Origin of the sequence: Providencia sp. PROV040, assembly GCF_032706145.1 — a bacterium.
Classification (GTDB): Bacteria; Pseudomonadota; Gammaproteobacteria; order Enterobacterales; family Enterobacteriaceae; genus Providencia; species Providencia hangzhouensis.
In genome coordinates this window covers 4,468,746-4,491,305 of sequence record NZ_CP120530.1, presented here as the reverse complement: position 1 = coordinate 4,491,305, position 22,560 = coordinate 4,468,746, and the positions used below count along the sequence as shown (strand labels likewise).

Below are 22,560 nucleotides of genomic sequence, written 5' to 3'. Positions count from 1 at the left end.
ATGCCCCCTATTTTTTTGTTGGAGTGAAGCAAAGATCGGTGCCTTCTTGATAGACAACATAAGCACGACGCCAAGGCTCATCACCAATAAGCCGCCATTTATGGCCTGTTCCTGTATTATCTTGCGCAAGTAAAATATCACCTGGATTGATGATAAATTTAGAACCATCTTTGGTTTCGAATTCTAAAGTGCCTGAAAGTGTAATGACATAGCGAGGAACTGGGTCTTGATGCCAATCAAAAGAGCCGCCAGAAACTGTTTCACGAAAGGTAAGCTCGTTGACTGCAATGGTAGGGGTTTGGTTATCGCCTCCTGCTATATTATTGAGCTCAAGAGTGCCCTCTTCAAATAGAGAATTTCCATCTTCTCCTGTCCACATACGAACGCAGCGTATCATTTTATTTAGCTCCTTAATCACCGACTGTAATGTATAACAATTATTTGATATTCATTGGATGCAAAAATAAGACTCTTAAAATGATGATATATAAAATTAATATTATTTGAATTTAAAGTTTTTTAGCGAATAGGTCAAAGCTAAATATGTTTTATCTTGGCTTTATGATTTTATTTTTTAATTAAATAACAAAATAATAAAAGTTGATTGTCTTTTTATGATTTGTTTTATTTTTATCGTTCGTTTAATGACTGATAAAAAATAGGAGAGCTCACGATGACTTATTTTATCATTATGAGCTATAAGTATAGGATCAGCTTTTTAGAATAGAGTTTAGGGCGAGATATTGGATTAGCATAATGGTTTTACCATCAACTATTTCTCCCGTTCTTATCGCATCAACGGCTTTAGAGAAGGGCCACTCTAAAACTTCAATATCTTCCCCTTCTTCTTCAAGCCCACCACCTGCGTTACGACGATTATTATCGCTATATTCAGCAATGTAAAAGTGGAGTTTTTCGGTGACTGAACCAGGGCTCATAAAGGCTTCAAAAACTTTTTGAATTTTATCGACTTTAAAACCCGTTTCTTCTTCTGCTTCAGCAATAATACGAGCTTCTGGTGAGGCGTTTTCTAGTAAACCAGCGGCGGCTTCGATCAGAAAATCAGAATAGCCATTAACATAAACAGGCATACGAAATTGACGAATTAAAATAATGCTATTTTTTATTTTGTTATATAACAAAATAACGGCACCATTGCCTCTATCATAGACTTCGCGCTCTTGTTGTTGCCAACTACCATCTCGACGTTGTAACTCATAAGTATATTTTTTTAAAATATACCAATTATCTGAAAGCAGTTTCTCACGAATATTCCGTATGTTAGGGAGTTTTACAGTCATTAAGCAGCCTTAGTAACCAAAAATGATTTTGTTAATTTAGCACTGTTAATTTCTGTATGAAATAGGATTTAGATGGGACCTGCTTTAGAGCAGATCCCATTGTAAACTTGCGGGTTATTTAATTATTTGGATTTGTTTAACTTCGACTTCTCTTGAATTCCAGTCTTTATCAATTTTACCGCGAATTTCAACTTTATCTTTTGGCGTTACATTTATGCCATTCCAACGCTTTTCGCTGATTTCTAAATTAATAGTGCCAGTACCATCGGTGAATTCATAATGTTTATGGTCAAGTTGTTTGACGATATTCCCTCGTAAAATAACCCAGCTGTCATCTGACATATCAAGTGCTTTTGCGACAGTCATTTCCCCACTATTTGGGCCGATGAAACCACCGGTTGGAGAGGTTTGGGCTGTTGTATTTGTGGCAGCGCCAGGGCCGTCAAACCCGCCATTTGCAGCGAAAACAGGTGCACTTGCGAGTGCAGCAACTAAAGCAATTACAGGTAATTTTTTCATCATCGGTATCTCCAAATTGGATGTAAACTTGTTTGTATGGAGGGTATTAAACCAAGTAAATCTTAACAGGATCTTAAGAAACTTAACTAACGAATTATATTTTTAATTTTGCCAATAATAGCTAGTCATATTATAGCTGATAGGATAAATATAATAATATTCTAATATGGGGGTAGATTATGCGAATTCTACTAATTGAAGATGACCGGTTAATTGGTGATGGCTTAAAAGTGGGTTTAACCCAATTAGGGTTTACCATTGATTGGTTTATGGATGGTAAACAGGGGCAACTCGCTTTATTTGATGCACCTTATGACGCTGTTGTACTCGATCTTTCGTTACCAAATATTGATGGAATGGATATTTTGAAGCATTGGCGTAAGGAGGGGCGTGATGAGCCAGTCTTGATTTTGACGGCACGGGATGCTTTGGATCAGCGTGTTCAAGGACTTCAACAAGGGGCTGATGATTATCTTTGTAAACCATTCGCTTTAATGGAAGTCATGGCGCGTTTGCAAGCGTTGATCCGCCGCCGAAGTGGGCAATTATCTTCTAAACTTACGCATGGTGATGTCGAAATGGATCCAGTTGCAATGACGGTGACACAGCAAGGTGAACCTGTACAACTAAAAGGGAAAGAGTTTGCTTTACTTTCTTTATTTATGCATAACCCAAATAAAGTTTTTTCTCGCCCTTTAATTGAAGAGAAATTATATAACTGGGATGAAGAGGTCTCTAGTAACTCTGTTGAGGTACATATCCATCATTTAAGGCGTAAATTAGGCAATAAGTTTATTCGAACCATTCATGGTGTTGGTTATCGATTAGGTGATGATAAATGATGAAGACATTTAGTCTTAGGCTGAAACTCACTTTAATGCTGCTCTTGTTAGCTTTACTGACATGGGGGATCGCCAGTTCGTTAGCGTGGTACCAAAGCTATAAAACGATTAATGAGCTGTTTGATACCCAGCAAATGGCGTTTGCTAAACGGTTATCTGTTTTACCATCAGGCTTTGAATTGAGCCAGCCTTCACTGACTAAAACCAAAAAACTATTGCGAAAGAACCGTGGCCATCAAGATGACGATGCACTGGCATTTGCTATTTTTACACCAGGCGGCGAAATGGTATTAAACGACGGTGATAACGGTAGAGACATCGTCTATCAATTTAAGCGAGAAGGGTTTAGCGATGGGATGATCCAAGGAAGTGATGACCCTTGGCGTTTTGTGTGGTTAAAATCTCAAGATGGTCGATATATCATTGCAGTAGGGCAAGAGTGGGAATACCGACAAGAAATGGCAACCGATATTATGGTTGCACAATTTATGCCTTGGTTGATTGCTTTGCCAATCATGTTATTACTATTTTTATGGCTGTTGACACGAGCTTTACGCCCATTGAAGGACGTAGCAAACCAGTTGTATCACCGAAAACCTGATGAACTAACCCCAGTACAAGTGACGCGAATTCCCAGTGAAGTAAGACCTATTATTGACTCTATGAATGTATTGTTTGGCCGTATTAATGAAATGTTTGCTCGTGAACGACAATTTACCTCGGATGCGGCTCATGAACTACGTAGCCCACTTGCAGCATTAAGGGTGCAGGCAGAAGTGGTGCAAATTGCAGGGAATAATGCAGATATCCGTAACCATGCAGTGGCTAATTTATCGGAAGGTATTGATAGGGCGACAAGGCTTGTTGACCAACTACTGATGTTGTCTCGGTTAGAGTCATCCACGCAACTTGATGATATTACAGTTGTATCTTGGCCTGAGTTAATTGAAGCGGCGATAAAAGATGTAGAGCCGGAAGCTAAAGAGCAGCAAACAACGATAATAAATACTTTAGTTGCTAGCCCCCCTGATTTTCAAGGTCAGCCATTACTACTCAATGCGTTGCTGAGAAATTTGCTCAATAATGCAATCCGTTATGGAAAAATAGAGGGGCGAGTGGAGATTATTTTGTATGCTGATCACCTTGAAATTCAAGATGATGGTAATGGCGTGACACCTGAAGTTTTACGGCGGTTAGGTGAGCGCTTCTATCGCCCGCCGGGACAAGAAAAAACTGGGAGTGGCTTAGGGCTCTCTATTGTTAAACGGATTGCGCAATTGCATCATTTACAAGTTATTTTTACTCATGGAGTTAATGGGGGCTTTTGTGCCAAAGTGTATTGGAATGAAACTAAAACGTGATAATGAGCACATTAATTATGATTGTTTATTAAAATAATAATCATAATTATGCATATTTAATGTAAGGGCATTTTAGCATAACTCACTATTTTTAACTCAAGTGAGATAGGGCTAACTACCTGTCGTGTGTGAGAAATTGTAGTGTGCGAAATTGCGCACACTACATACTAACTTAGTAACAGCAAAAGGTAGACGTTATTGGTTTAGTGATGAGACTAACAAACTAATGACTTTTTGAATTTCTTGGGTATTTAATTCACCATCTTTGAAAAACAACACTTTCCCTTGATTATCCAATACGATAATTGCTGAGCTTTCTGGTTTCAAGCCCCATGCGTTCTTCACCGTACCTTCGCTATCAACAATAAATTGTGAATATGGAAACTCTTTTTTGCTATCTTCAACGCTGTTTTTCACAAATACACCCGTACCGAAAATTGCATCATCGGTATTAATGATTGTTGTTGTTTGATAGCTATCATGAGGGAACTTGGCTTGCTTGATAGCCTCAACTAAGGGGGCATTGAGTTCTTTTGCTGAAGAACGGCCAGCAATGTGTTGGATAGTACGCACCTTTCCAACGAGCTGTTGGCTTTTCCACGGTTGATAATCCAATTTCCCGTCATTATTCATGGCAAGCTCACCCTTGTCACTGACAGAAACAGCAGGAACAGATTGATTTAATTGAATATTTTCTGCAGAAACTACTGCAGATACCCCAAGCAAGCATATTAAAAGTAAATAATTTTTTATCATAAAAGCCCCTTGATTGATTATTTTGCCATGTGAGCCTAGTGGTTTGTCTGATGACTACTATTTATAGCATAGCTCATCGGATGAGTTACAAGAGGTAATTTAACATTTTCTTAAAATTTAGAATAAAAGCAAAGTTTATGGGGTTTTAACAGTTAATTTACAGTGTCATGTTATGTCAGTAAATTGAATAAAACTGCAATTTTAGAACCAAAATAAAAATTTCTGGTCTATGATTATTGTACGGTATGAGTTATTGAATATCGTAAGAACAAAGGGGAGGCAAAGTTCTAATGAAAATTTTTAACCGTTATAACCCATCTAAGATTGCTCTTTACGTCAAAACGCTATTCCGTGGCAGGCTCTATATTAAGGATTTTGGGGCATTTGAGTTTAACTATGGGAAAATTCTACCACCTAAAATCAGTGATAAGCGCCATTACAATGTGATGAGTGAGGTCAATAAACAGGTTTCATTATTGCAGGCAGAACTGGGGTAGGTTAATCAGCAGTTTTTGGTTAACAACGCGCCACATAGGTGGCGCATTGAAAGAAACGGCTTCGCTATCAAGCATTAATGTCCTGTATCTTTTGTTTGTTGTTTTGCGCCAGCCGTTTCAATAGTATTTTTTCCGGGTTGTACAACGACAGGTGATGGCGCTGTAGTCAGGCGAGTTACGAGTAATTGGTCAATTTTGTAATTATCAATATCGACGACTTCAAATTTATAGCCCGCATATTTCACATAATCTGTCCGTTTCGGCATTCTTCTTAGCCGGTACATCATAAACCCTGCGATGGTTTCATAGTTGCTAAAGTCAGGGAAATCATCAATATCTAAAATGCGCATCACATCTTCAATTGGCGTTCCGCCTTCAACTAACCACGAATTCTCATCACGTACTACGATTTGCTCTTCTTGCCCTGGGCCAATTAAGTCCCCCATTAAAGTGATCATTACATCATTGATGGTAATGATACCCATGACTAATGCATATTCGTTGAGAATCACAGCAAAATCGACGGCGTTTGTTTTAAATGCTTCTAAGGTATCTGATAATGAGAGGGTGTCAGGGATCATGAGCGTATTTCTAATGTGAACACCATCTTTTAAACTTAAGCTCTGCCCATTGAGCACGCGATTAAGTAATTCTTTTGAATCAACATAACCAATAACATGGTCAATACCCCCTGCACATACTAGAAACTTAGAATGTGGCTGGGTTGAAATTTTATGTTTGATGCTTTCTTCTGACTCGTCTTTGTCAAAATAAATGATACTTTCACGCGGAGTCATCGCTGATGGTACAGTACGTGATTCCAGCTCAAACACGTTCTCAATTAATTCGTGTTCTTGTTTACGTAACACACCTGCTACAGCACCCGCTTCAACGACCGCAAAAATATCATCAGAAGTGATATCTTCATTGCGTGATGTAGGTAATTTGAATAATTTAAAAAACAGGTTAGCAAGGCCATTAAAAAACCAGACGAATGGGCTCAGTACCACTAAACAGAAGCGCATCGGATTCACAATACGAATCGCAATGGCTTCAGGTTTTACCATACCGATGCGTTTAGGCGTTAAATCAGCCACTAAAATAAACAAGCTTGTCACAATGGTGAATGACAGGATTGATGAAACTTGTTGAGCCCAGCTTGGGGATAAAAATTGAATAAAGATATCGTACAAAGCTGGAGAAAAAGCAGATTCCCCCACAATACCGGCAAGGATAGCAACGGCATTTAAACCAATTTGAACGACGGTAAAAAACATTCCCGGCATTTCTTGTAATTTAAGCACGCGAGCCGCATTAATGTTGCCTTCGTCGGCCATAAGTTTAAGTTTAATGCGGCGGGAAGCTGCCAGAGAAATTTCTGACAAAGAAAAGAATGCGCTAATTGCACATAATAATAGAACAATTAATAAACTGTTGAGCATAAGTTATCCAGCCAATCAAAGGAAGAATCCATAAAATTCAAAAATCTCTGAAGGCATAGTCTCGTGTATTTAAATATATTGAGTATGCAAATATATGTTGCGCAATATGCGCAAATTGTTGATATGTTGCATTAGTATAGCACTGAGGTGATTTATCTGCCTAGATATTCATCATCATTCAAGCTGCTTTAAGTCATATTGAAAAGCAACTTGAATGGTTGGGAAAATGAACTCACTGTATTATGTTATTGATTTATTTGTTTAACGAAGGTGGTAAACAGATACCAATCCCTCCTAATCCGCAATATCCATTCGGGTTTTTGTATAAGTACTGCTGGTGGTAATCTTCGGCAAAATAGAACGTGTCTAAGGGCGCTATTTCGGTCGTGATTGCACGAGAGTCATGCTGCGCTTTCATTGCATTTTGGTAAGCTTGCAGTGTTTCCATCGCTTGCTGGTCTTGCTCATCTGACACAGTATAAATTGCGGAACGATATTGGCTTCCCATGTCATTTCCTTGGCGCATGCCTTGTGCAGGGTCATGGTTTTCCCAAAATAATGTCAATAGTTGAGAGTAACTGATAACTTGCGGATCAAAAACGACACGAACCGCTTCTGCGTGGCCAGTTCGTCCAGAGCAAACTTCCTCGTAGGTCGGGTTAGGGGTCACTCCACCACAATACCCAGCAGAAGTTGAATAAACCCCAGCTTGCTGCCAAAATAATCGTTCAACTCCCCAAAAACAGCCCATGGCAAAATAAGCAATTTCCATATTCTTAGGAATAATCTCAATCGAATGATGGTTAAGCGCATGATATGGTGAGTAAGTCATAGCAGTTGCTCTGCCGGGCAGAGGTTGTGCAATACTTGCAGAGTGAAATTTATTAAAAGGCATAATGATTCCTATATGTATTGACCACACAAATAATCTAAAAATAGGGATAAAAACTTGTGTATATGGCGAATTTTACTCAAAATAAATTGATATGAAGTATTTAGTCAATCGAACAATCACCTTAGGAGTAGGCGTGTCGAAATACCCTCTAATTTGTTTTCTCTGCCTAACTGCGGCAGTGCCAGTGGTACACGCAGCTAATCTTCGTCTTAATATTGAAGGCCTTGAAGGACAACTTAATCAAAACGTTCGAGTACAACTGTCTAATATATCGCAAGATGAAGTTGTGCCAAATGGTCGTTTTCGAGCCCGTGTTGAGAAAGCAATTAAAGAAGGTTTAAAGCCTTTAGGTTACTACCAACCCACGGTTGAATTTAGCTATGAAGAAAAAACCCCGCCTGCTCGTTCCGTTTTAACCGCCAAGGTCACTCCTGGAGAACCTATTTTATTGAAGGGAGTGACTGTTGAATTGCAAGGTGGAGCAAAAACGGATCCCGACTATGAAAAGATGCTCAAACAATATACGCCAAAGCTTGATACAGTTCAAAATGATGGCGAATACGAAGAATTTAAAGGGCGCTTTAGTAGTTTAGCTGTTCGCAAAGGTTATTTTGATGCGATGATGGAGAAAAGCCAACTGGGTATTTCTCTTGATCACCATGCGGCTTATTGGGATTTTGATTTTAACAGTGGTGAACGTTATCGGTTTGGTGCAATTTCTTATTCAGGTTCGCAAATCCGAGAAGATTACCTGAATAACCTAGCCCCTTTTAAAAAAGGGGAATACTACACATCAGAGCAACTTGCTGAGTTTAACCGTCGGTTAGCTGAAACAGGTTGGTTCTCTTCTGCAATTGTGACACCGCGTATTGTGAGTGCGCGCAAAGCAAACTCTTATGAGTTACCGATGGAAGCGGTAATGACCCCTAGAGCGAAAAACTTTATTGAGCTTGGGGGAGGCTATGCCACCGATGTCGGCCCTCGCGTTAAAGCCACATGGAATAAGCCTTGGATTAACTCTCGTGGGCAGAGTTTAACGTCAAATATTAGTTTATCCCAACCAGAACAATTAATTGATGCGAGTTATAAAATTCCATTAAAAGCGAACCCGCTTGAGCAATATTATGCGGTTCAAGGGGGCTTTAAACGGACAGATTTGAATGATACACAAGCGAATACAACAACCTTGAATGTGTCTCGTAACTGGGATTATTCATCCGGTTGGCAATATGGCGTAAACATGCGTTGGATGCTGAGTAACTTTACCCAAGCTAACGTGACGAATACGACGATGTTGCTGTATCCCGGGGCCTATGTGAGCCGCATTCGCCAACGCGGCGGTGTGATGCCAACATGGGGAGATAGCCAACGTTATTCTATTGATTATTCGAATAAAATTTGGGGTTCAGATATCGACTTCGCTGTACTACAAGCCAAAAATGTATGGATCAGAACGCCATGGGAGGGTCATCGCTTTGTCGTTCGTGGAAATATCGGTTGGATTGAAACCAATGACTTCGACAAAGTTCCACCGGACTTGCGTTTCTTTGCGGGTGGTGATGGCAGCGTGCGTGGATATGGTTATCAAAAGATCTCGCCAGAAGATAGTAAAGGTAAGCTGACAGGGGCATCAAAATTGGCGGTAGGCTCTGTGGAATACCAATATAACTTTACAGGAAATTGGTGGGGAGCGACCTTTATTGATAGTGGTGAAGCCGTTGATAACTTTAAAGATAATGATTTTAAAACGGGTGCGGGAGTCGGTATCCGCTGGGTCTCACCGGTTGGTCCAATAAAATTAGACTTAGCAAAACCTATCGGTGATCCAGATAACAACAAAATACAGTTTTATATCGGCTTGGGGACTGAGTTATGAGGTGGTTGAAGTGGCTAAAATGGACCAGTCTTTCCATTTTATTAATTCTCGTTCTGGTTGTTGCCGTACTCAGTTGGGTGATTGGAACGCAATCAGGTCTTCACTTTGCATTAAATACAGCGACACGTTTTGTTCCTGAATTAACCATTGATAAAATTGACGGTGATATTAGTAACTTAACGCTAAGTGGCGTTAAATATCAAATGCCGGGAGTTGATGTTAATGCGGGGAAATTAAATTTAGCGGTACGTCTAGGTTGTTTAACAAGCCGTGAGCTATGTGTCGACAATTTAGGCACGGAAAATGTTACTGTTACTGTCGATACTACCCAATTTCCCCCTGCTGAAGAAACGCCACCATCTGAACCTTTGACTGAACTCAAGGCGCCTTTGACTATTCGTTTGAATCAATTGGCTTTGGTTTCAACGCACGTCAATGTGGATGGTATGGATATTGATTTAGCTAAATTTACCACAGGGGTCACGTGGGAAGGGAAAGCGATCACTATTATTCCAACTGATATCATTGATTTGGCGATTAATTTACCTGAAACCAAATCAGATGTCGTCGTTGAAGAGAAACAGCCAGAGCCAACGCCGATAAATGAACAAAAATCATTGGCAGATGAATTAAAAGCGCTATTTTCTAAACCGTTACTTGCTGAATTACCCGAAGTTATTTTACCTGTTGATTTGAATGTCGACGGTATTAATGCTTCGAATTTTCAATTAACGGGTGCGACTGATCTCAAAATTAACCAATTGCACCTGAGTCTTTCAAATGAAGGGCAACAAGTTCTCGTTAAACAGTTAAAAGTCGATGCACCGCAGGGGAATATTGCGTTATCTGGCACGGCGACCTTGCAAGATAAATGGCCAGTCTCATTGTCAGTCGTGGGGGAAAGCCGTTTAGACGATTTAGATGGGCAAAAGGTAGATCTCTCCTTAAAAGGCGGTTTGATTGATGAGCTAAAATTGGCATTGAATTTACATGGGCCAATTAATGCAAAACTAGATGCAGAAACGGATTTGTCACAAGCAGACCTGCCTATTTTGCTTACATTAGAAAGTGATAAGTTAACGTGGCCGTTAGTGGGGGATGCGCAATATCAACTCGATGGGACACGTCTGCGCCTAAATGGCCGGCCATCGGCTTATGATATGTCTGTACGCTCAGCGATCACTGGGAAGGATCTCCCTCCTTCTACCTTGTTATTAGATGCGAAAGGTAATGAAGAGCAAATTAATTTAACTCGCTTACGTTTAGCCGCTTTGCAAGGTAATGCGGATATTACTGGCGTTGCGGACTGGAGCAAGGCGATTAGTTGGAATGCAGTATTGACTCTTTCGGGTATTAATACGGCAAAACAGTACCCTGAATGGCCTGCTAAAGTGGATGGCAAAATTGCCACACGCGGAAGTTTATACGGTGGCAGCTGGCAGTTGGATATTCCTGAAATTATCTTAGACGGTAATGTTAAAAATAATCTTTTAAAAGCACGGGGTAAAGCCAAAGGTAACGCAGCAGGCCAATGGGATATTCCGAACTTTAATTTGGCATTAGGTAAAAACAATGTTGATGTAAAAGGTTCTCTTGCCGATAAATGGAATCTTGATGCCAAAATTAATGCCCCTGCACTCAATGGTTTGCTACCGGGCTTAGGTGGTGTGATTGCGGGTGATGTGAAATTACGTGGTAATTTACAAACACCAGAAGCCCTTGTTGACCTTACGGCACGCGGTGTGAAGTGGCAGGATGAGCTTGCTATCGAAAATGTTGTTATCAAAGGAAATGTGGCAACAGGCGAACAAATTAAAGGGGATTTATCCGTTGTTCTGCGTCAGCTAAAACAAGGCGATCTTGTCGTCAATAACCTGACTTTAGATGCAAAAGGCAGTGAAAAACAGCACACTTTAAAATTAAATATGAAGGGTGAGCCGGTTTCTGGGCAATTAGCATTAGCGGGGAGTTTTGACCGGCAGACTGAAGTGTGGAAAGGGAATTTAACCAATACCTTATTTGATACGGTGGTGGGTGAATGGCGCTTAAACCAAGCAATGTCACTCGATTATGCCAACCAAACACAAGAAGTGACCATTGGCAGACATTGTTGGGTTAACCCGAATGCCCGTTTGTGTGTACCAAAACCGATTAAAGCGGGTAAAAGTGGTAGCGCGGATATCGTGCTAGAACGTTTTGATCTCGCAATGCTTAAACCATTTATGCCACAAGATACTCGAGTCAGTGGCGTATTTACGGGTAAAGCCAATGCCATTTGGAAAGCGGATGGCAGCATGCCACAAGTGAAGCTGGACTTGCGAGGAAATGATGTCAAAGCGGTTCAGTTCGTGGATGGAACCCGTTTGCCTATTGCTTTTGATACCTTAACGTTAAGTGCTGGGTTGAAAAATGGTAAGGCTGACCTTAGTTGGTTATTTGGGTTGGCTAATAACGGACAGATGCGCGGTAACATCCAAGTGTCTGATATTGAGAAACGTCGCTTGTTGTCGGGTAATGTTGAAATTAATTCGGTGACATTAGATTTAATCAAGCCGTTACTGGGCCAGAAGGAAGTGGCGAATGGCCGTTTAAGTGGAAATCTACGCTTAGGCGGGTCAGCGAATAACCCGTTATTAAATGGTAATTTAGCGCTTTCGAGTTTAGAAGTGAGATCTGCAATGATCCCGTTTGATATCAAAAGTGGTCATTTAGGTGTTAATTTCAACGGCACGAGCTCAGTCATGAATGGTCAGATAAACACGCCAGAGGGCTATCTGAACATTGATGGTGACGCAGATTGGCGCAATATTGATGCATGGCGAGCAAAAATCATGGCGCGAGGTAATAACCTCCGTGTTTCTTTACCGCCGATGATCCAAATTGATGTTCAACCGGATATTGTATTTGATGCATCACCTTCGGTACTCACGTTAAATGGTACGGTCAATATTCCATGGGCTCGAATTACTGTTCAAGAGCTCCCTGAGTCGGCGGTAAGCGCATCTTCAGATGTGGTGATGTTAGATAGCAACTTACAGCCAATTGAACAAAAAGCGCCATCCATTCCTATTCAGACCAATTTGGATATTAAAATTGGTAACGATGTTCGATTGGATGCGTTTGGCTTAAAAGCGCGCCTGACGGGTTTATTGAAAGTGGTTCAAAATATCCATGGCTTGCACATCAATGGTCAGGTGGATATTCCAGCTGGTCGTTTCCGTGCTTATGGGCAAGATTTGATTGTACGTAAGGGGCAAATTCAGTTCTCAGGCCCTGCGGACCAACCATTCTTAAACTTAGAAGCTATACGTAACCCAGACAACACGGCAGATGGCGTGATTGCAGGGGTGAAGGTCACTGGGCTTGCAGATAAACCGAAAGTAGAAATATTCTCTGAACCGGCGAAAACACAACAAGAAGCGCTGTCTTACTTATTAAGAGGAGAGGGCTTAGACAGTGGGGACGCAAATGGTTCACAAATGACATCTATGTTAATAGGCTTAGGTGTAGCACAAAGTGGGCAACTCGTGGGCAAAATTGGTGAGACATTTGGGGTCTCTGATTTAGCCGTCGATACCCAAGGTGTGGGGGATGGTTCTCAAGTCGTTGTAAGTGGTAAGATCACTAATGATTTACAAGTGAAGTATGGAGTTGGTATCTTTGACTCATTGGCGACGTTAACTTTACGTTATCGATTGATGCCAAAACTGTATTTAGAAGCTGTGTCTGGTGTTAATCAGGCATTGGATCTCCTTTACCAATTTGAGTTTTAGATTATGCGTGTAATTGTTTATGGCAGCTTAAGACAAAAGCAAGGAAATCATCACTGGATGACTTATGCCCAGCTACTTGGTGAGCATAAGCTAGAAGGCTATGAACTGTATGATCTTGGATATTATCCAGCGGTTGTCAAAGGGGATGGGGCGATAGAGTGCGAAGTTTATCGAATCAACCCGTCCATTTTGACAGAGTTAGATGAGCTAAAGAAAAATTCTCAAGACTATGTGAGGGAGCTCATCCCAACGCCGTATGGCAATGCTTGGATTTATCTATATAAACATTCCGTTGATGGTCTACGCCAAATAAAAAGTGGCGACTGGTTGAAACGTGATGAAGAAAAGTAGCTATCCAATATTATATTGAATGCTATAGTTATACAGGACGCCAGCCATGATAGCTGGCGTTTTTTATGAACCAATCAACGGGTTATAACCCATAAAAAAAGCCCTGGTATTAACCAGAGCTTTCATAATCTCCCTAGAGGGATATTATTTTTTTGCAGCGCGTTCGAAAGATTCGATGATCTCTGCTTTTGCAGATGCCGCGTCTTCCCAACCATCAACTTTAACCCACTTACCTTTTTCTAAATCTTTGTAATGTTCAAAGAAGTGAGTAATTTGAGCACGCAGTAATTCTGGCAGGTCGTTCACATCTTTAATGTGATCGTATTCTTTGCTTAATTTAGTGTGCGGAACAGCCACTAATTTTGCATCTTCACCAGACTCGTCAGTCATTTTCAGTACGCCAACAGGACGGCAACGGATGACTGAGCCTGGTTGTAATGGGTATGGAGTTGGAACTAATACATCAACTGGGTCACCATCTAAAGACAGGGTGTTGTTGATGTAACCATAGTTGCATGGATAGAACATCGCTGTTGACATGAAACGGTCTACAAACAGCGCACCAGACTCTTTATCAACTTCATATTTGATAGGATCTGCGTTCGCAGGGATTTCGATGATAACATAGATATCTTCTGGCAGATCTTTACCTGCCGGTACATTGTTCAGGCCCATTTAAATGTATCCTTTGTGTGAATAATGAATTTACTCATTTTAATTTGTCGCTGGCATCGCATTTATTGCCGCCTTTAGGCAAATTAAATAATAGAGTAGATAGCGTGAGGGACATTATAGCCGTAAAAGGGGACAAAACTCACTAGTTGGTGAAAAAAAGGGACAAAAAAGGCGGGAAGCCCCGCCTTATAATTAATGAATTAGATTATTCCGTGTCAGGGAATTCACGCATAAATGATTCTGCTTTTTCTACCATCGACTCAGTTCCGACAAAGAACGGCGCACGTTGGTGTAATTCGCTAGGTATGATATCTAAAATGCGGTTTGCTCCGTCACTGGCTTTACCACCGGCTTGTTCTGCTAAAAATGCAATTGGGTTACATTCGTACAGAAGGCGCAGTTTCCCATTTGGATGGCTTGCCGTACTTGGGTAAATATAAATTCCCCCTTTGAGCAAGTTACGATGGAAGTCTGCAACCAAAGAACCGATATAACGCGTGGTATACGGACGATTTGTTGCTTTATCTTCTTCTTGGCAATATTTAATGTACTTTTTAACACCCATCGGGAACTTAATATAGTTACCTTCATTGATGGAGTACATTTTTCCTTCTGATGGGAACATCACTTTTTCATGAGACAAGCAGAACACGCCCAATGATGGGTCGTAAGTAAACGCATGTACACCAACACCAGTGGTGTAAACCAACATCGTTGATGAACCGTAAACCACGTAGCCCGCAGCCACTTGGCGGTTACCAGGTTGCAGGAAATCCGCTTCTGTAACCGGTTGGCCAATTGGCGTGATACGATGGTAGATTGAGAAAATTGTTCCAACGGAAACGTTTACATCGATGTTTGAAGAACCATCAAGTGGGTCCATTAAAACAACATATTTTGCGTTTTCTGCGCGGTCTCCTTCGAAAATGACAATTTCATCTTCTTCTTCAGAGGCGATACCGGCGACTTCTCCGCGTGCTTTTAAAGCCGCTTTCAGTTTTTCGTTTGCATACAGGTCAAGCTTCATCTGAACTTCACCTTGAATATTCGAAACACCGTTAGTGCCAAGAATATCGACAAGTCCAGCTTTATTAATATCACGATGGATAATTTTAGCGCCCAGTTTGATAGCTGATAATAAAGAAGTCAGCTCACCTGTTGCATGAGGAAAATCTTGTTGCTTTTCGACGATGAATTCGCCTAATGTTTTCATGACGAAGGTCCTGAATAAAATTGACAGAGGTTTTGCGGGGCATTTACCCTCGCGCGGGAAGAGTTTAACTAAATAAAAAAAAGATTAATAGGTTAATGCATTTATAAACCTGTTTTTGATGGGTAGAATAGTGACCAACCTCATGCTAATTGGATGAAAAAGAATGCACATACATATTTTAGGTATATGCGGTACCTTTATGGGAAGCTTAGCAATATTGGCTCGTTCTTTAGGACATAAAGTGACGGGTTCGGATGCCAATGTGTATCCACCGATGAGCACATTGCTTGAAAATCAAGGGATTGAGCTTATTCAGGGGTATGATCCGGCTCAGCTTGACCCAATACCGGATATGGTGGTGATTGGTAATGCAATGACGCGTGGAAACCCTTGTGTTGAAGCCGTATTAGAAAGAGGTTTGCCGTATACTTCTGGCCCACAGTGGCTCCATGACTATGTGTTACCGGAACGTTGGGTACTGGCTGTGGCGGGGACCCATGGAAAAACGACCACCGCGGGGATGCTTGCGTGGATCTTAGAAGACTGCGGTTACAAGCCAGGTTTTCTAATCGGCGGTGTCCCAGGTAACTTTGATGTCTCCGCTAAGATTGGTGAAAGCCCGTTTTTTGTCATCGAAGCTGATGAATATGACTGTGCATTCTTCGATAAACGTTCTAAATTTGTTCATTACAGCCCGAAAACCTTGGTATTGAACAACCTTGAATTCGACCATGCGGATATCTTTGAAAACCTCGAAGCGATTCAAAAACAGTTCCATCATCTTGTACGTATTGTGCCCGCCAGTGGCAAAATTTTCACACCGGACAACGACAATCATTTAAAACAAGTGATTGGAATGGGCTGCTGGAGTGAACAAGAGCTGGTGGGCGGGGAGCATGGCGGATGGCAAGCTGAGAAGCTCAGCCACGATGGCAGCCATTTTGCGGTGTATTACCAACAAGAAAAAGTTGGAGAAGTCACTTGGTCACAAGTGGGTAACCACAATATCCAAAATGCATTGATGGCGATTGCAGCGGCTCACCATGTGGGCGTTCCAGTAAAAGAAGCTTGTCTCGCCTTGAATAGTTTTATCAATGCACGTCGTCGTCTTGAGCTACGAGGCGTTGAAAATGGTGTCAGTGTTTACGATGACTTCGCACATCATCCAACTGCTATTTTGGCGACGTTAGAAGCACTTCGCAGCAAAGTTGGGGGAACTTCACGTATTCTTGCGGTGCTCGAACCTCGCTCGAATACGATGAAAATGGGTATCAATAAAAATGATATTGCGCCTGCGCTTGGCCGTGCAGATGAAGTGTTTCTTTTCCAACCCGCCAATATCCCTTGGATGGTGACAGACATCGCTGAAAAATGCGTCCAACCCGCGCGTTGGAGTGCAGATATTGAGGCATTTACCAATATGATTATTGAAACCGCACAACCGGGCGATCATATTTTGGTGATGAGCAACGGTGGCTTTAGTGGCATTCATGGCAAATTGCTCGCAGGTTTGAAAGCGAAAGCAGAAACAGAGCGAGATGATTAAATTCTCTTAGCTAGCTATTTGATAACCCCAGTGATTCTTATGATTACTGGGGTTTTTTTATGTTTGGCATACCCAATGGGCACTGTTCTGTGACGAGACTTAATGTTATTGGACTATTCATTTCTTTTTTTAAACTTCCCATATAACAATCTACTGAATCAGTAAAAAGGTGGAATAAACAACCAACAGCAATGGCTTTAAGTTTCCATGATGGCATGAATAATAATACGACATAGACAACCGCAGCCCAAAAGGAATGGAGTGGGTGGAAACCAATGCCACAGCGCTCTGGGTCGAAAATCGGATCAGCTAGCAGATGATCTAAGTCGATAGCCATCGTGGCAATCATAATCAGGGCCGCTAGTTTCCAATTTTTTCGCCAAAATAGGTAACCAAAGGCAATTGGCATTAGGAAGTGAAAGCCGTAGTGTATGAAGTTACGGAAAATATCAAATAGCAAAATGATGTCTCAAAATAGAATAGAAACAGACAAAAACAATAAGAGGGAAATCAATTTCCCTCTTAAGCTAATGTATATCAATAGATTAAAGCTCTTGTTCAAATAACGCTAGAATCGCTTCATACAGTTCTTTTGTGGTGAAATTATTTGCCGGTGTTGAGAAGATAGTATCATCACCAGCAATACTACCTAAAATTCCTTCTGCTTTGCCTAATGAATCTAACAAACGTGCAATAAGCTGTGCAGCTCCAGGGCTAGTTCTGATCACGACAACAGAAGGGTTATAGTCTATATCCAAAACCAAGTTTTTGAGTGGACTGGTAGCGGTAGGGACACCAGGCTCTGTAGGCAGGCAATATACCATTTCCATTTTTGCATTACGGGTGCGAACTGCACCAAATTTGGTAAGCATTCTGGAAATTTTTGATTGGTTAATATTTTCGAAGCCTTCTTCTTGCAAAGCTGTGACGATCTCAGCTTGCGAGCTAAATTTTTCTTCTTTAAGTAGGGCTTTAAAAGCCTTAACCAAGTCTTCTTGTTTAGACGGAGTGCGCATAATTAACCCATTCTTTTGCATTGAACCAAGTTGTATTATCCGTAAAAGTGCATTTTTATGCAACAAAATTGCGTTATGATGATTTTATAACCAGTGAATAACTTAAAGTTAGATAAGCTTGTTTCGAGCTGATAGTCAGAAGTATTTATTTATCGTAAATTGTGGGAATGAAAAATTAGCATAATAGAACAATGAATTTTTCAGATGTCTGCTGTAAATTTATTGTTAATAAAAATATTTTTGATTGAATAATATACACTAAAAACAACTTATTGTGCGAAATGCAATACCCTGAAAAACTATTTGTTAAAAAAGTGCCCGTTATCTCATTAACAGATAAGGAATTTGTTTAGAATACTGGCAATTAATAAACAAGTTCTCTTGCGTTAAACTCTCTCTCTATCTGTTAACAAATTGTTTTTTATACGTAATGTGTTAAGTGTATAACAAATAAAGTGATATCTTTTTAAAGTACAAATTAAGGAGTTTCAGAATGAAAGTTGCAGTCCTAGGTGCAGCAGGTGGTATCGGTCAGGCTCTCGCCCTTCTTCTCAAAAACCAGCTCCCAGCAGGTTCAGAACTCTCCCTCTACGACATCGCACCAGTTACTCCAGGTGTTGCTGCTGACCTAAGCCATATCCCAACTGATGTTAAAGTGACAGGCTTTGCCGGCGAAGATGCAAAACCTGCATTGAAAGGTGCTGACATTGTTCTTATTTCTGCGGGTGTTGCACGTAAACCAGGTATGGATCGTTCTGACTTATTTAACATCAATGCGGGTATTGTCCGTAATCTGATCCAACAAATTGCTGAAACCTGCCCTAAGGCATTGATTGGTATTATCACTAACCCAGTGAATACTACCGTTGCTATCGCTGCGGAAGTCCTGAAAAAAGCAGGAGTATACGATAAAAACCGTTTATTCGGTGTGACGACGTTAGATATCATTCGTTCTAATACGTTTGTTGCTGAGCTGAAAGGCAAAAATGTTAATGACCTTGAAGTGCCTGTGATTGGCGGCCACTCAGGTGTGACTATTCTGCCATTGTTATCTCAAATTGAAGGTGTTAGCTTCACTGATGAGGAAGTTGCCGCGTTAACCAAACGTATTCAAAACGCAGGCACAGAAGTCGTTGAAGCGAAAGCCGGTGGCGGGTCTGCAACTTTATCTATGGGCCAAGCAGCTGCACGTTTAGGTTTATCTTTAATTCGTGGTCTCCAAGGCGAAAGCAATGTGGTTGAATGTGTTTACACCGAAGGTGATGGTGAACACGCTCGCTTCTTCGCACAACCAGTTGTTTTAGGCAAAAACGGTATCGAAAAGCACTTACCAATCGGTAAATTAAGCGCATTTGAAGAGAAAGCGCTGAAAGACATGCTAGATGTATTAAAAGCAGATATCGAATTAGGTGAAAAATTCATTAATGGCTAATGCCAATTAATTTTTCCTAATAGTGAATGTGAAGGGTTGAGTTTCGTTTAGAACTCAACCTTTTTTTATATGCTTGTTATCAAAAAATAATGCCGTGAATAAATTGATTGATTATTCACGGCGTTATAATTATATCAATTCAATTTTTAATCTTCTGCTGGTGTTTTTACTCTGACTTTTCTTTCTAATAAATCCCCTGTGATTGGGTCATAATAACGACTTGGCCAAATTTCAGCGGGGTGGATCGCTAAGAAATTGGCAATAATCCATTCCCCTTTAGGCCAAGGGCGTGATAGTGCATTTGCTAACGTTGAAGAGCTTAGTCCTGCCTCGCGCGAAATTGCGGCAAGAGTTGTCCCACGCTTACGTAAAGCTGCAATGATATCTGCAGGGTGCCAGTCCGACTTCCGTAAAATCATTTTTTAGTCCTTTTTTCACTTAGAATCATGTAGAGTTAGTGGTACGAGTAACCGAAAATTATGATACATTCAGTACATCCGTTTAGTTATTGGAAATAAAATAACAGAAATTTCCCAAAATAATTTCTGATTTTTTCTTAAAAATTCATTTTATGAAACTATCGTGGTTTTTATGAAATTAAATAGAAAGTCAGAATGAATAACTGTGAATTAGGATAAAACTTTGATGTTAAAACTAACTCTTTCTAGTTAGGGATAGAAATGGCATATTTAATGCTACTTTTTACTCGTACTCGTAATATATCTAGATTAGTTAATAAAATTAGTTAAATTATTAGAGAGTAAATTATTTAATTATCTGTTATTAAAAGAAATTAGAATGCTAATAACAAATATAATTTGTATATTATTATTTATAGGCATAAATAAAACGAATGAGTTAATGAGGTTTTTAGAAAATATAGATAGTTTTCAACAACTGAAAATTAAATTGTCATCATGACTAGGAGGGTCAGCATGTACAAGGAATGGCTAACGGCAAAAGAGCTGCTTGGGTTACAAGGGCTTCCCATGACAACTCAAGGTATTAATGCAATGGCAAGGCGTGAAAACTGGGTAAGCCGTAAAAGGCGAGGTATTCAAGGCAAAGCGTTGGAGTACCATATTAGTTCTTTACCTATCGATATTTTTGAGGGGCAGTTTGCTAACGAAACTTCATCTCCTTATCAAGTAAAACGAAATGATAATGCCTTTATTTGGCAGGAAGCTTATAACCAGCTTTCTAATGATGAACGAGACACTATCCTGACATTTATTATGCGTGAAGGCACATTAGCACTAATTGATTTAATTAATAATAAATAATTTACAATTACTTAAGGTGTAAATAATTAATATATAAAAATAATATTATATTGAATTTAAAAAATTTTTTAACAGATGACATTTTAGTAAAGCTGCAACAGCAGGTTTCATAATATAAGTGTGAAGTGAAAAATGAAAAAATTGTGGTTCACTGCCAAAGAATTAGCTGGGTTAGAAGGACTCCCGACATCACCCCAGGGAATTAACCTAATGGCAAGACGAGAAGGCTGGAAAAACCGCCGTAAAAGAGGGGTGCAAGGTAAGGCTGTTGAGTATTATTATGAAAGCTTACCGGGGGAAATCCAAGGGCAACTTAGCCTGCATGAGCCTTCGGTAACTTACCAAAGTCAAAGAACAGATGCATTACAGATCTGGTCAGAAGCGTATTATCAATTGACAGAGTCTGAGCGCAATAAAATAGTGAAATATATCCTGCGTTATGGTTTGTCGTCACTGCTTGCGCAAATCGATGAAGAAGACAAAGGGGAAAAATAGCGTTTCCCCTTTTCTTGACCTGTTTTGCCTTTTCTAGTGACTAAGAATGGCGTTGGATTGCGATATAAGCTAAGCCGATCAATGCATCTTTATAAATTGAATCTTCAATTATGTTTAAGGCATCAATCGCTTTTTGTGCTTCTTCTTGGGCTCTTGCATAAGTATATTCAAGGGAACCACAGCGTTTCATAGTTGCAAGAACAGTATCTAACAGATGACGCCCATTACCTTGTTCAATCGCTTGGCGGATCAATGCTGACTCTTCTTCATTACCATTTTGCATCGCGTGAAGTAGGGGAAGTGTAGGCTTACCTTCATCTAAATCATCCCCCGTATTTTTCCCCAGCTGAGTATTGTCTGCATCATAATCGAGTAGATCGTCAATTAACTGAAAAGCTGTCCCAATATAACGACCATAATCTTGTAGTGCTTTTTCTTGCTCTGGTGTCGCATTGGCTAAAATCGCAGATGCATGGGCTGCTGCTTCAAAAAGACGTGCGGTTTTACTGTAGATCACTTGCATATAGTTTTCTTCAGTAATGTTAGGATCGTTGCAGTTCATCAATTGCAAAACCTCCCCTTCAGCGATCACATTCGTCGCTTCAGACATCAGTTTTAGCACCCGCATTGAATCGAGATCCGTCATCATCTGGAATGATCGAGTGTAAATAAAATCACCAACTAAGACACTCGCTGCATTACCAAAAACAGCATTTGCAGTTTGCTTTCCGCGACGCATATCGGACTCATCAACGACGTCATCATGCAGCAAAGTTGCTGTATGAATGAACTCGATCAATGCAGCAACTTGGGTATGTTTATGACCCGAGTAACCTAAGGATCGACCAGCAAGCACTGCGATCATCGGCCGGATCCTTTTACCGCCACCACTGACGATGTAATAACCAAGCTGGTTAATTAGCGCAACATCTGAATTCAATTGACTGAGGATGGCTTCGTTTACCGCTGACATATCCTCAGTTGTCAGTTCAATAATAGATTCTAAATTCATCTTAATTTATTCATATTATTAGTTTTTGGTTCATTCCCGAAATAAAAAGTTGGGAGACCGATAGAACAGTTATCTTTCTAGCATAACATTATTAATTATAAGATTATCAGGTGTGATGCAAAAAATGTTTAAATAAGTAACAATTGAGTGAATAGGGACAAAATCAACGTTCAAAAACGGTTATTGAGAAAAAAGTCGTATTTTTTGTCATCTAACCGCATTATTGGCTTGTGTTCTGCTGCTTTTTTGCGTAGAATTCGCGCCCTATTGTGAAT

22 protein-coding genes are annotated in these 22,560 nt (G+C 40.3%); 10 read left to right on the top strand and 12 right to left on the bottom strand.

Annotated features, from left to right (window positions below; translation table 11 throughout):
- Positions 1-7: 7 nt before the first annotated feature.
- The 3 genes from P3L40_RS20940 to P3L40_RS20930 form a co-directional block, all read right to left on the bottom strand.
- Positions 8-397, bottom strand: a complete 390-nt coding sequence (locus P3L40_RS20940; RefSeq protein ID WP_036958789.1) for a cupin domain-containing protein — start codon at positions 395-397, stop codon at positions 8-10.
- A 313-nt stretch (positions 398-710) separates the two neighbouring features.
- Positions 711-1,301 carry a GDP-mannose pyrophosphatase NudK gene (gene nudK, locus P3L40_RS20935; RefSeq protein WP_004905973.1) on the bottom strand — a complete coding sequence of 197 codons (591 nt, stop codon included), beginning with the start codon at positions 1,299-1,301 and terminating at the stop codon, positions 711-713.
- Between the two features lie 114 nt (positions 1,302-1,415).
- Positions 1,416-1,820 carry a YgiW/YdeI family stress tolerance OB fold protein gene (locus P3L40_RS20930; RefSeq protein ID WP_036958838.1) on the bottom strand — a complete coding sequence of 135 codons (405 nt, stop codon included), beginning with the start codon at positions 1,818-1,820 and terminating at the stop codon, positions 1,416-1,418.
- 179 nt (positions 1,821-1,999) lie between these two features.
- On the opposite strand from P3L40_RS20930, the gene qseB reads away from it, so the two are divergent.
- A complete protein-coding gene (qseB, locus tag P3L40_RS20925) occupies positions 2,000-2,662 on the top strand; it encodes a quorum sensing response regulator transcription factor QseB (RefSeq protein ID WP_004905970.1) in 663 nt (220 codons plus the stop codon).
- Entirely contained in the window at positions 2,662-4,023 is a 1,362-nt protein-coding gene (gene qseC, locus P3L40_RS20920) for a quorum sensing histidine kinase QseC (protein ID WP_094961676.1), read from the top strand. Before qseB ends, qseC begins: the two co-directional genes overlap by 1 nt.
- A 195-nt stretch (positions 4,024-4,218) precedes the next feature.
- On the opposite strand, the gene P3L40_RS20915 is transcribed toward qseC, so the two are convergent.
- Positions 4,219-4,779, bottom strand: coding sequence for a YtfJ family protein (locus P3L40_RS20915; RefSeq protein ID WP_210853009.1), 561 nt, complete (start codon positions 4,777-4,779; stop codon positions 4,219-4,221).
- Between the two features lie 290 nt (positions 4,780-5,069).
- Here P3L40_RS20915 and P3L40_RS20910 point away from each other — a divergent pair, with 290 nt between their 5' ends.
- On the top strand, positions 5,070-5,276 hold the full coding sequence (locus P3L40_RS20910) for a DUF1107 domain-containing protein (RefSeq protein WP_004905964.1): 207 nt from the start codon (positions 5,070-5,072) through the stop codon (positions 5,274-5,276).
- 74 nt (positions 5,277-5,350) lie between these two features.
- On the opposite strand, the gene P3L40_RS20905 is transcribed toward P3L40_RS20910, so the two are convergent.
- A complete protein-coding gene (locus P3L40_RS20905) occupies positions 5,351-6,718 on the bottom strand; it encodes a hemolysin family protein (protein WP_004905961.1) in 1,368 nt (455 codons plus the stop codon).
- A gap of 253 nt (positions 6,719-6,971) precedes the next feature.
- The gene (msrA, locus tag P3L40_RS20900) at positions 6,972-7,613 is read right to left on the bottom strand and encodes a peptide-methionine (S)-S-oxide reductase MsrA (protein ID WP_004905960.1); all 642 of its coding nucleotides are present in this window, start codon (positions 7,611-7,613) and stop codon (positions 6,972-6,974) included.
- Positions 7,614-7,746: 133 nt separating this feature from the next.
- Between msrA and P3L40_RS20895 the strand changes: the two genes are divergently transcribed.
- Genes P3L40_RS20895 through P3L40_RS20885 form a run of 3 tightly spaced genes read left to right on the top strand, consistent with a single transcriptional unit; the run spans position 7,747 to position 13,613 of the window.
- Positions 7,747-9,489, top strand: a complete 1,743-nt coding sequence (locus P3L40_RS20895) for an autotransporter assembly complex protein TamA (protein WP_094961660.1) — start codon at positions 7,747-7,749, stop codon at positions 9,487-9,489.
- Positions 9,486-13,262, top strand: coding sequence for a translocation/assembly module TamB domain-containing protein (locus P3L40_RS20890; protein ID WP_210853011.1), 3,777 nt, complete (start codon positions 9,486-9,488; stop codon positions 13,260-13,262). The genes P3L40_RS20895 and P3L40_RS20890 overlap by 4 nt, the downstream gene beginning before the upstream one ends.
- Before the next feature lie 3 nt (positions 13,263-13,265).
- Complete coding sequence (locus P3L40_RS20885) at positions 13,266-13,613, top strand: gamma-glutamylcyclotransferase (RefSeq protein ID WP_004905952.1); 348 nt, start codon at positions 13,266-13,268, stop codon at positions 13,611-13,613.
- 144 nt (positions 13,614-13,757) lie between these two features.
- On the opposite strand, the gene ppa is transcribed toward P3L40_RS20885, so the two are convergent.
- Together ppa and fbp are read right to left on the bottom strand one after the other, a co-directional pair.
- Positions 13,758-14,288, bottom strand: a complete 531-nt coding sequence (ppa, locus tag P3L40_RS20880) for an inorganic diphosphatase (RefSeq protein ID WP_004905951.1) — start codon at positions 14,286-14,288, stop codon at positions 13,758-13,760.
- Positions 14,289-14,493: 205 nt separating this feature from the next.
- Positions 14,494-15,501 carry a class 1 fructose-bisphosphatase gene (fbp, locus tag P3L40_RS20875; RefSeq protein WP_004905947.1) on the bottom strand — a complete coding sequence of 336 codons (1,008 nt, stop codon included), beginning with the start codon at positions 15,499-15,501 and terminating at the stop codon, positions 14,494-14,496.
- 163 nt (positions 15,502-15,664) lie between these two features.
- Between fbp and mpl the strand changes: the two genes are divergently transcribed.
- Positions 15,665-17,047 carry a UDP-N-acetylmuramate:L-alanyl-gamma-D-glutamyl-meso-diaminopimelate ligase gene (gene mpl / locus P3L40_RS20870; RefSeq protein ID WP_110591052.1) on the top strand — a complete coding sequence of 461 codons (1,383 nt, stop codon included), beginning with the start codon at positions 15,665-15,667 and terminating at the stop codon, positions 17,045-17,047.
- A 43-nt stretch (positions 17,048-17,090) separates the two neighbouring features.
- Here mpl and P3L40_RS20865 read toward each other — a convergent pair whose 3' ends face one another.
- Complete coding sequence (locus P3L40_RS20865; RefSeq protein ID WP_036958784.1) at positions 17,091-17,507, bottom strand: DUF6122 family protein; 417 nt, start codon at positions 17,505-17,507, stop codon at positions 17,091-17,093.
- Positions 17,508-17,592: 85 nt separating this feature from the next.
- A complete protein-coding gene (gene argR / locus P3L40_RS20860) occupies positions 17,593-18,063 on the bottom strand; it encodes a transcriptional regulator ArgR (RefSeq protein ID WP_004907450.1) in 471 nt (156 codons plus the stop codon).
- A 493-nt stretch (positions 18,064-18,556) separates the two neighbouring features.
- On the opposite strand from argR, the gene mdh reads away from it, so the two are divergent.
- Positions 18,557-19,495: a malate dehydrogenase gene (gene mdh, locus P3L40_RS20855; protein ID WP_004905937.1), complete on the top strand. Its 939-nt coding sequence runs from the start codon at positions 18,557-18,559 to the stop codon at positions 19,493-19,495.
- Between the two features lie 146 nt (positions 19,496-19,641).
- Here the strand turns inward: mdh and P3L40_RS20850 are convergent, their stop codons facing one another.
- On the bottom strand, positions 19,642-19,914 hold the full coding sequence (locus tag P3L40_RS20850; RefSeq protein WP_004905930.1) for a helix-turn-helix domain-containing protein: 273 nt from the start codon (positions 19,912-19,914) through the stop codon (positions 19,642-19,644).
- Between the two features lie 516 nt (positions 19,915-20,430).
- Between P3L40_RS20850 and P3L40_RS20845 the strand changes: the two genes are divergently transcribed.
- Both P3L40_RS20845 and P3L40_RS20840 read left to right on the top strand, forming a co-directional pair.
- Positions 20,431-20,778: a DNA-binding protein gene (locus P3L40_RS20845; RefSeq protein ID WP_004905929.1), complete on the top strand. Its 348-nt coding sequence runs from the start codon at positions 20,431-20,433 to the stop codon at positions 20,776-20,778.
- Positions 20,779-20,910: 132 nt separating this feature from the next.
- Positions 20,911-21,273 carry a DNA-binding protein gene (locus tag P3L40_RS20840; RefSeq protein ID WP_004905928.1) on the top strand — a complete coding sequence of 121 codons (363 nt, stop codon included), beginning with the start codon at positions 20,911-20,913 and terminating at the stop codon, positions 21,271-21,273.
- 40 nt (positions 21,274-21,313) lie between these two features.
- On the opposite strand, the gene ispB is transcribed toward P3L40_RS20840, so the two are convergent.
- A complete protein-coding gene (gene ispB, locus P3L40_RS20835; protein WP_136134044.1) occupies positions 21,314-22,285 on the bottom strand; it encodes an octaprenyl diphosphate synthase in 972 nt (323 codons plus the stop codon).
- Between the last annotated feature and the right edge of the window lie 275 nt (positions 22,286-22,560).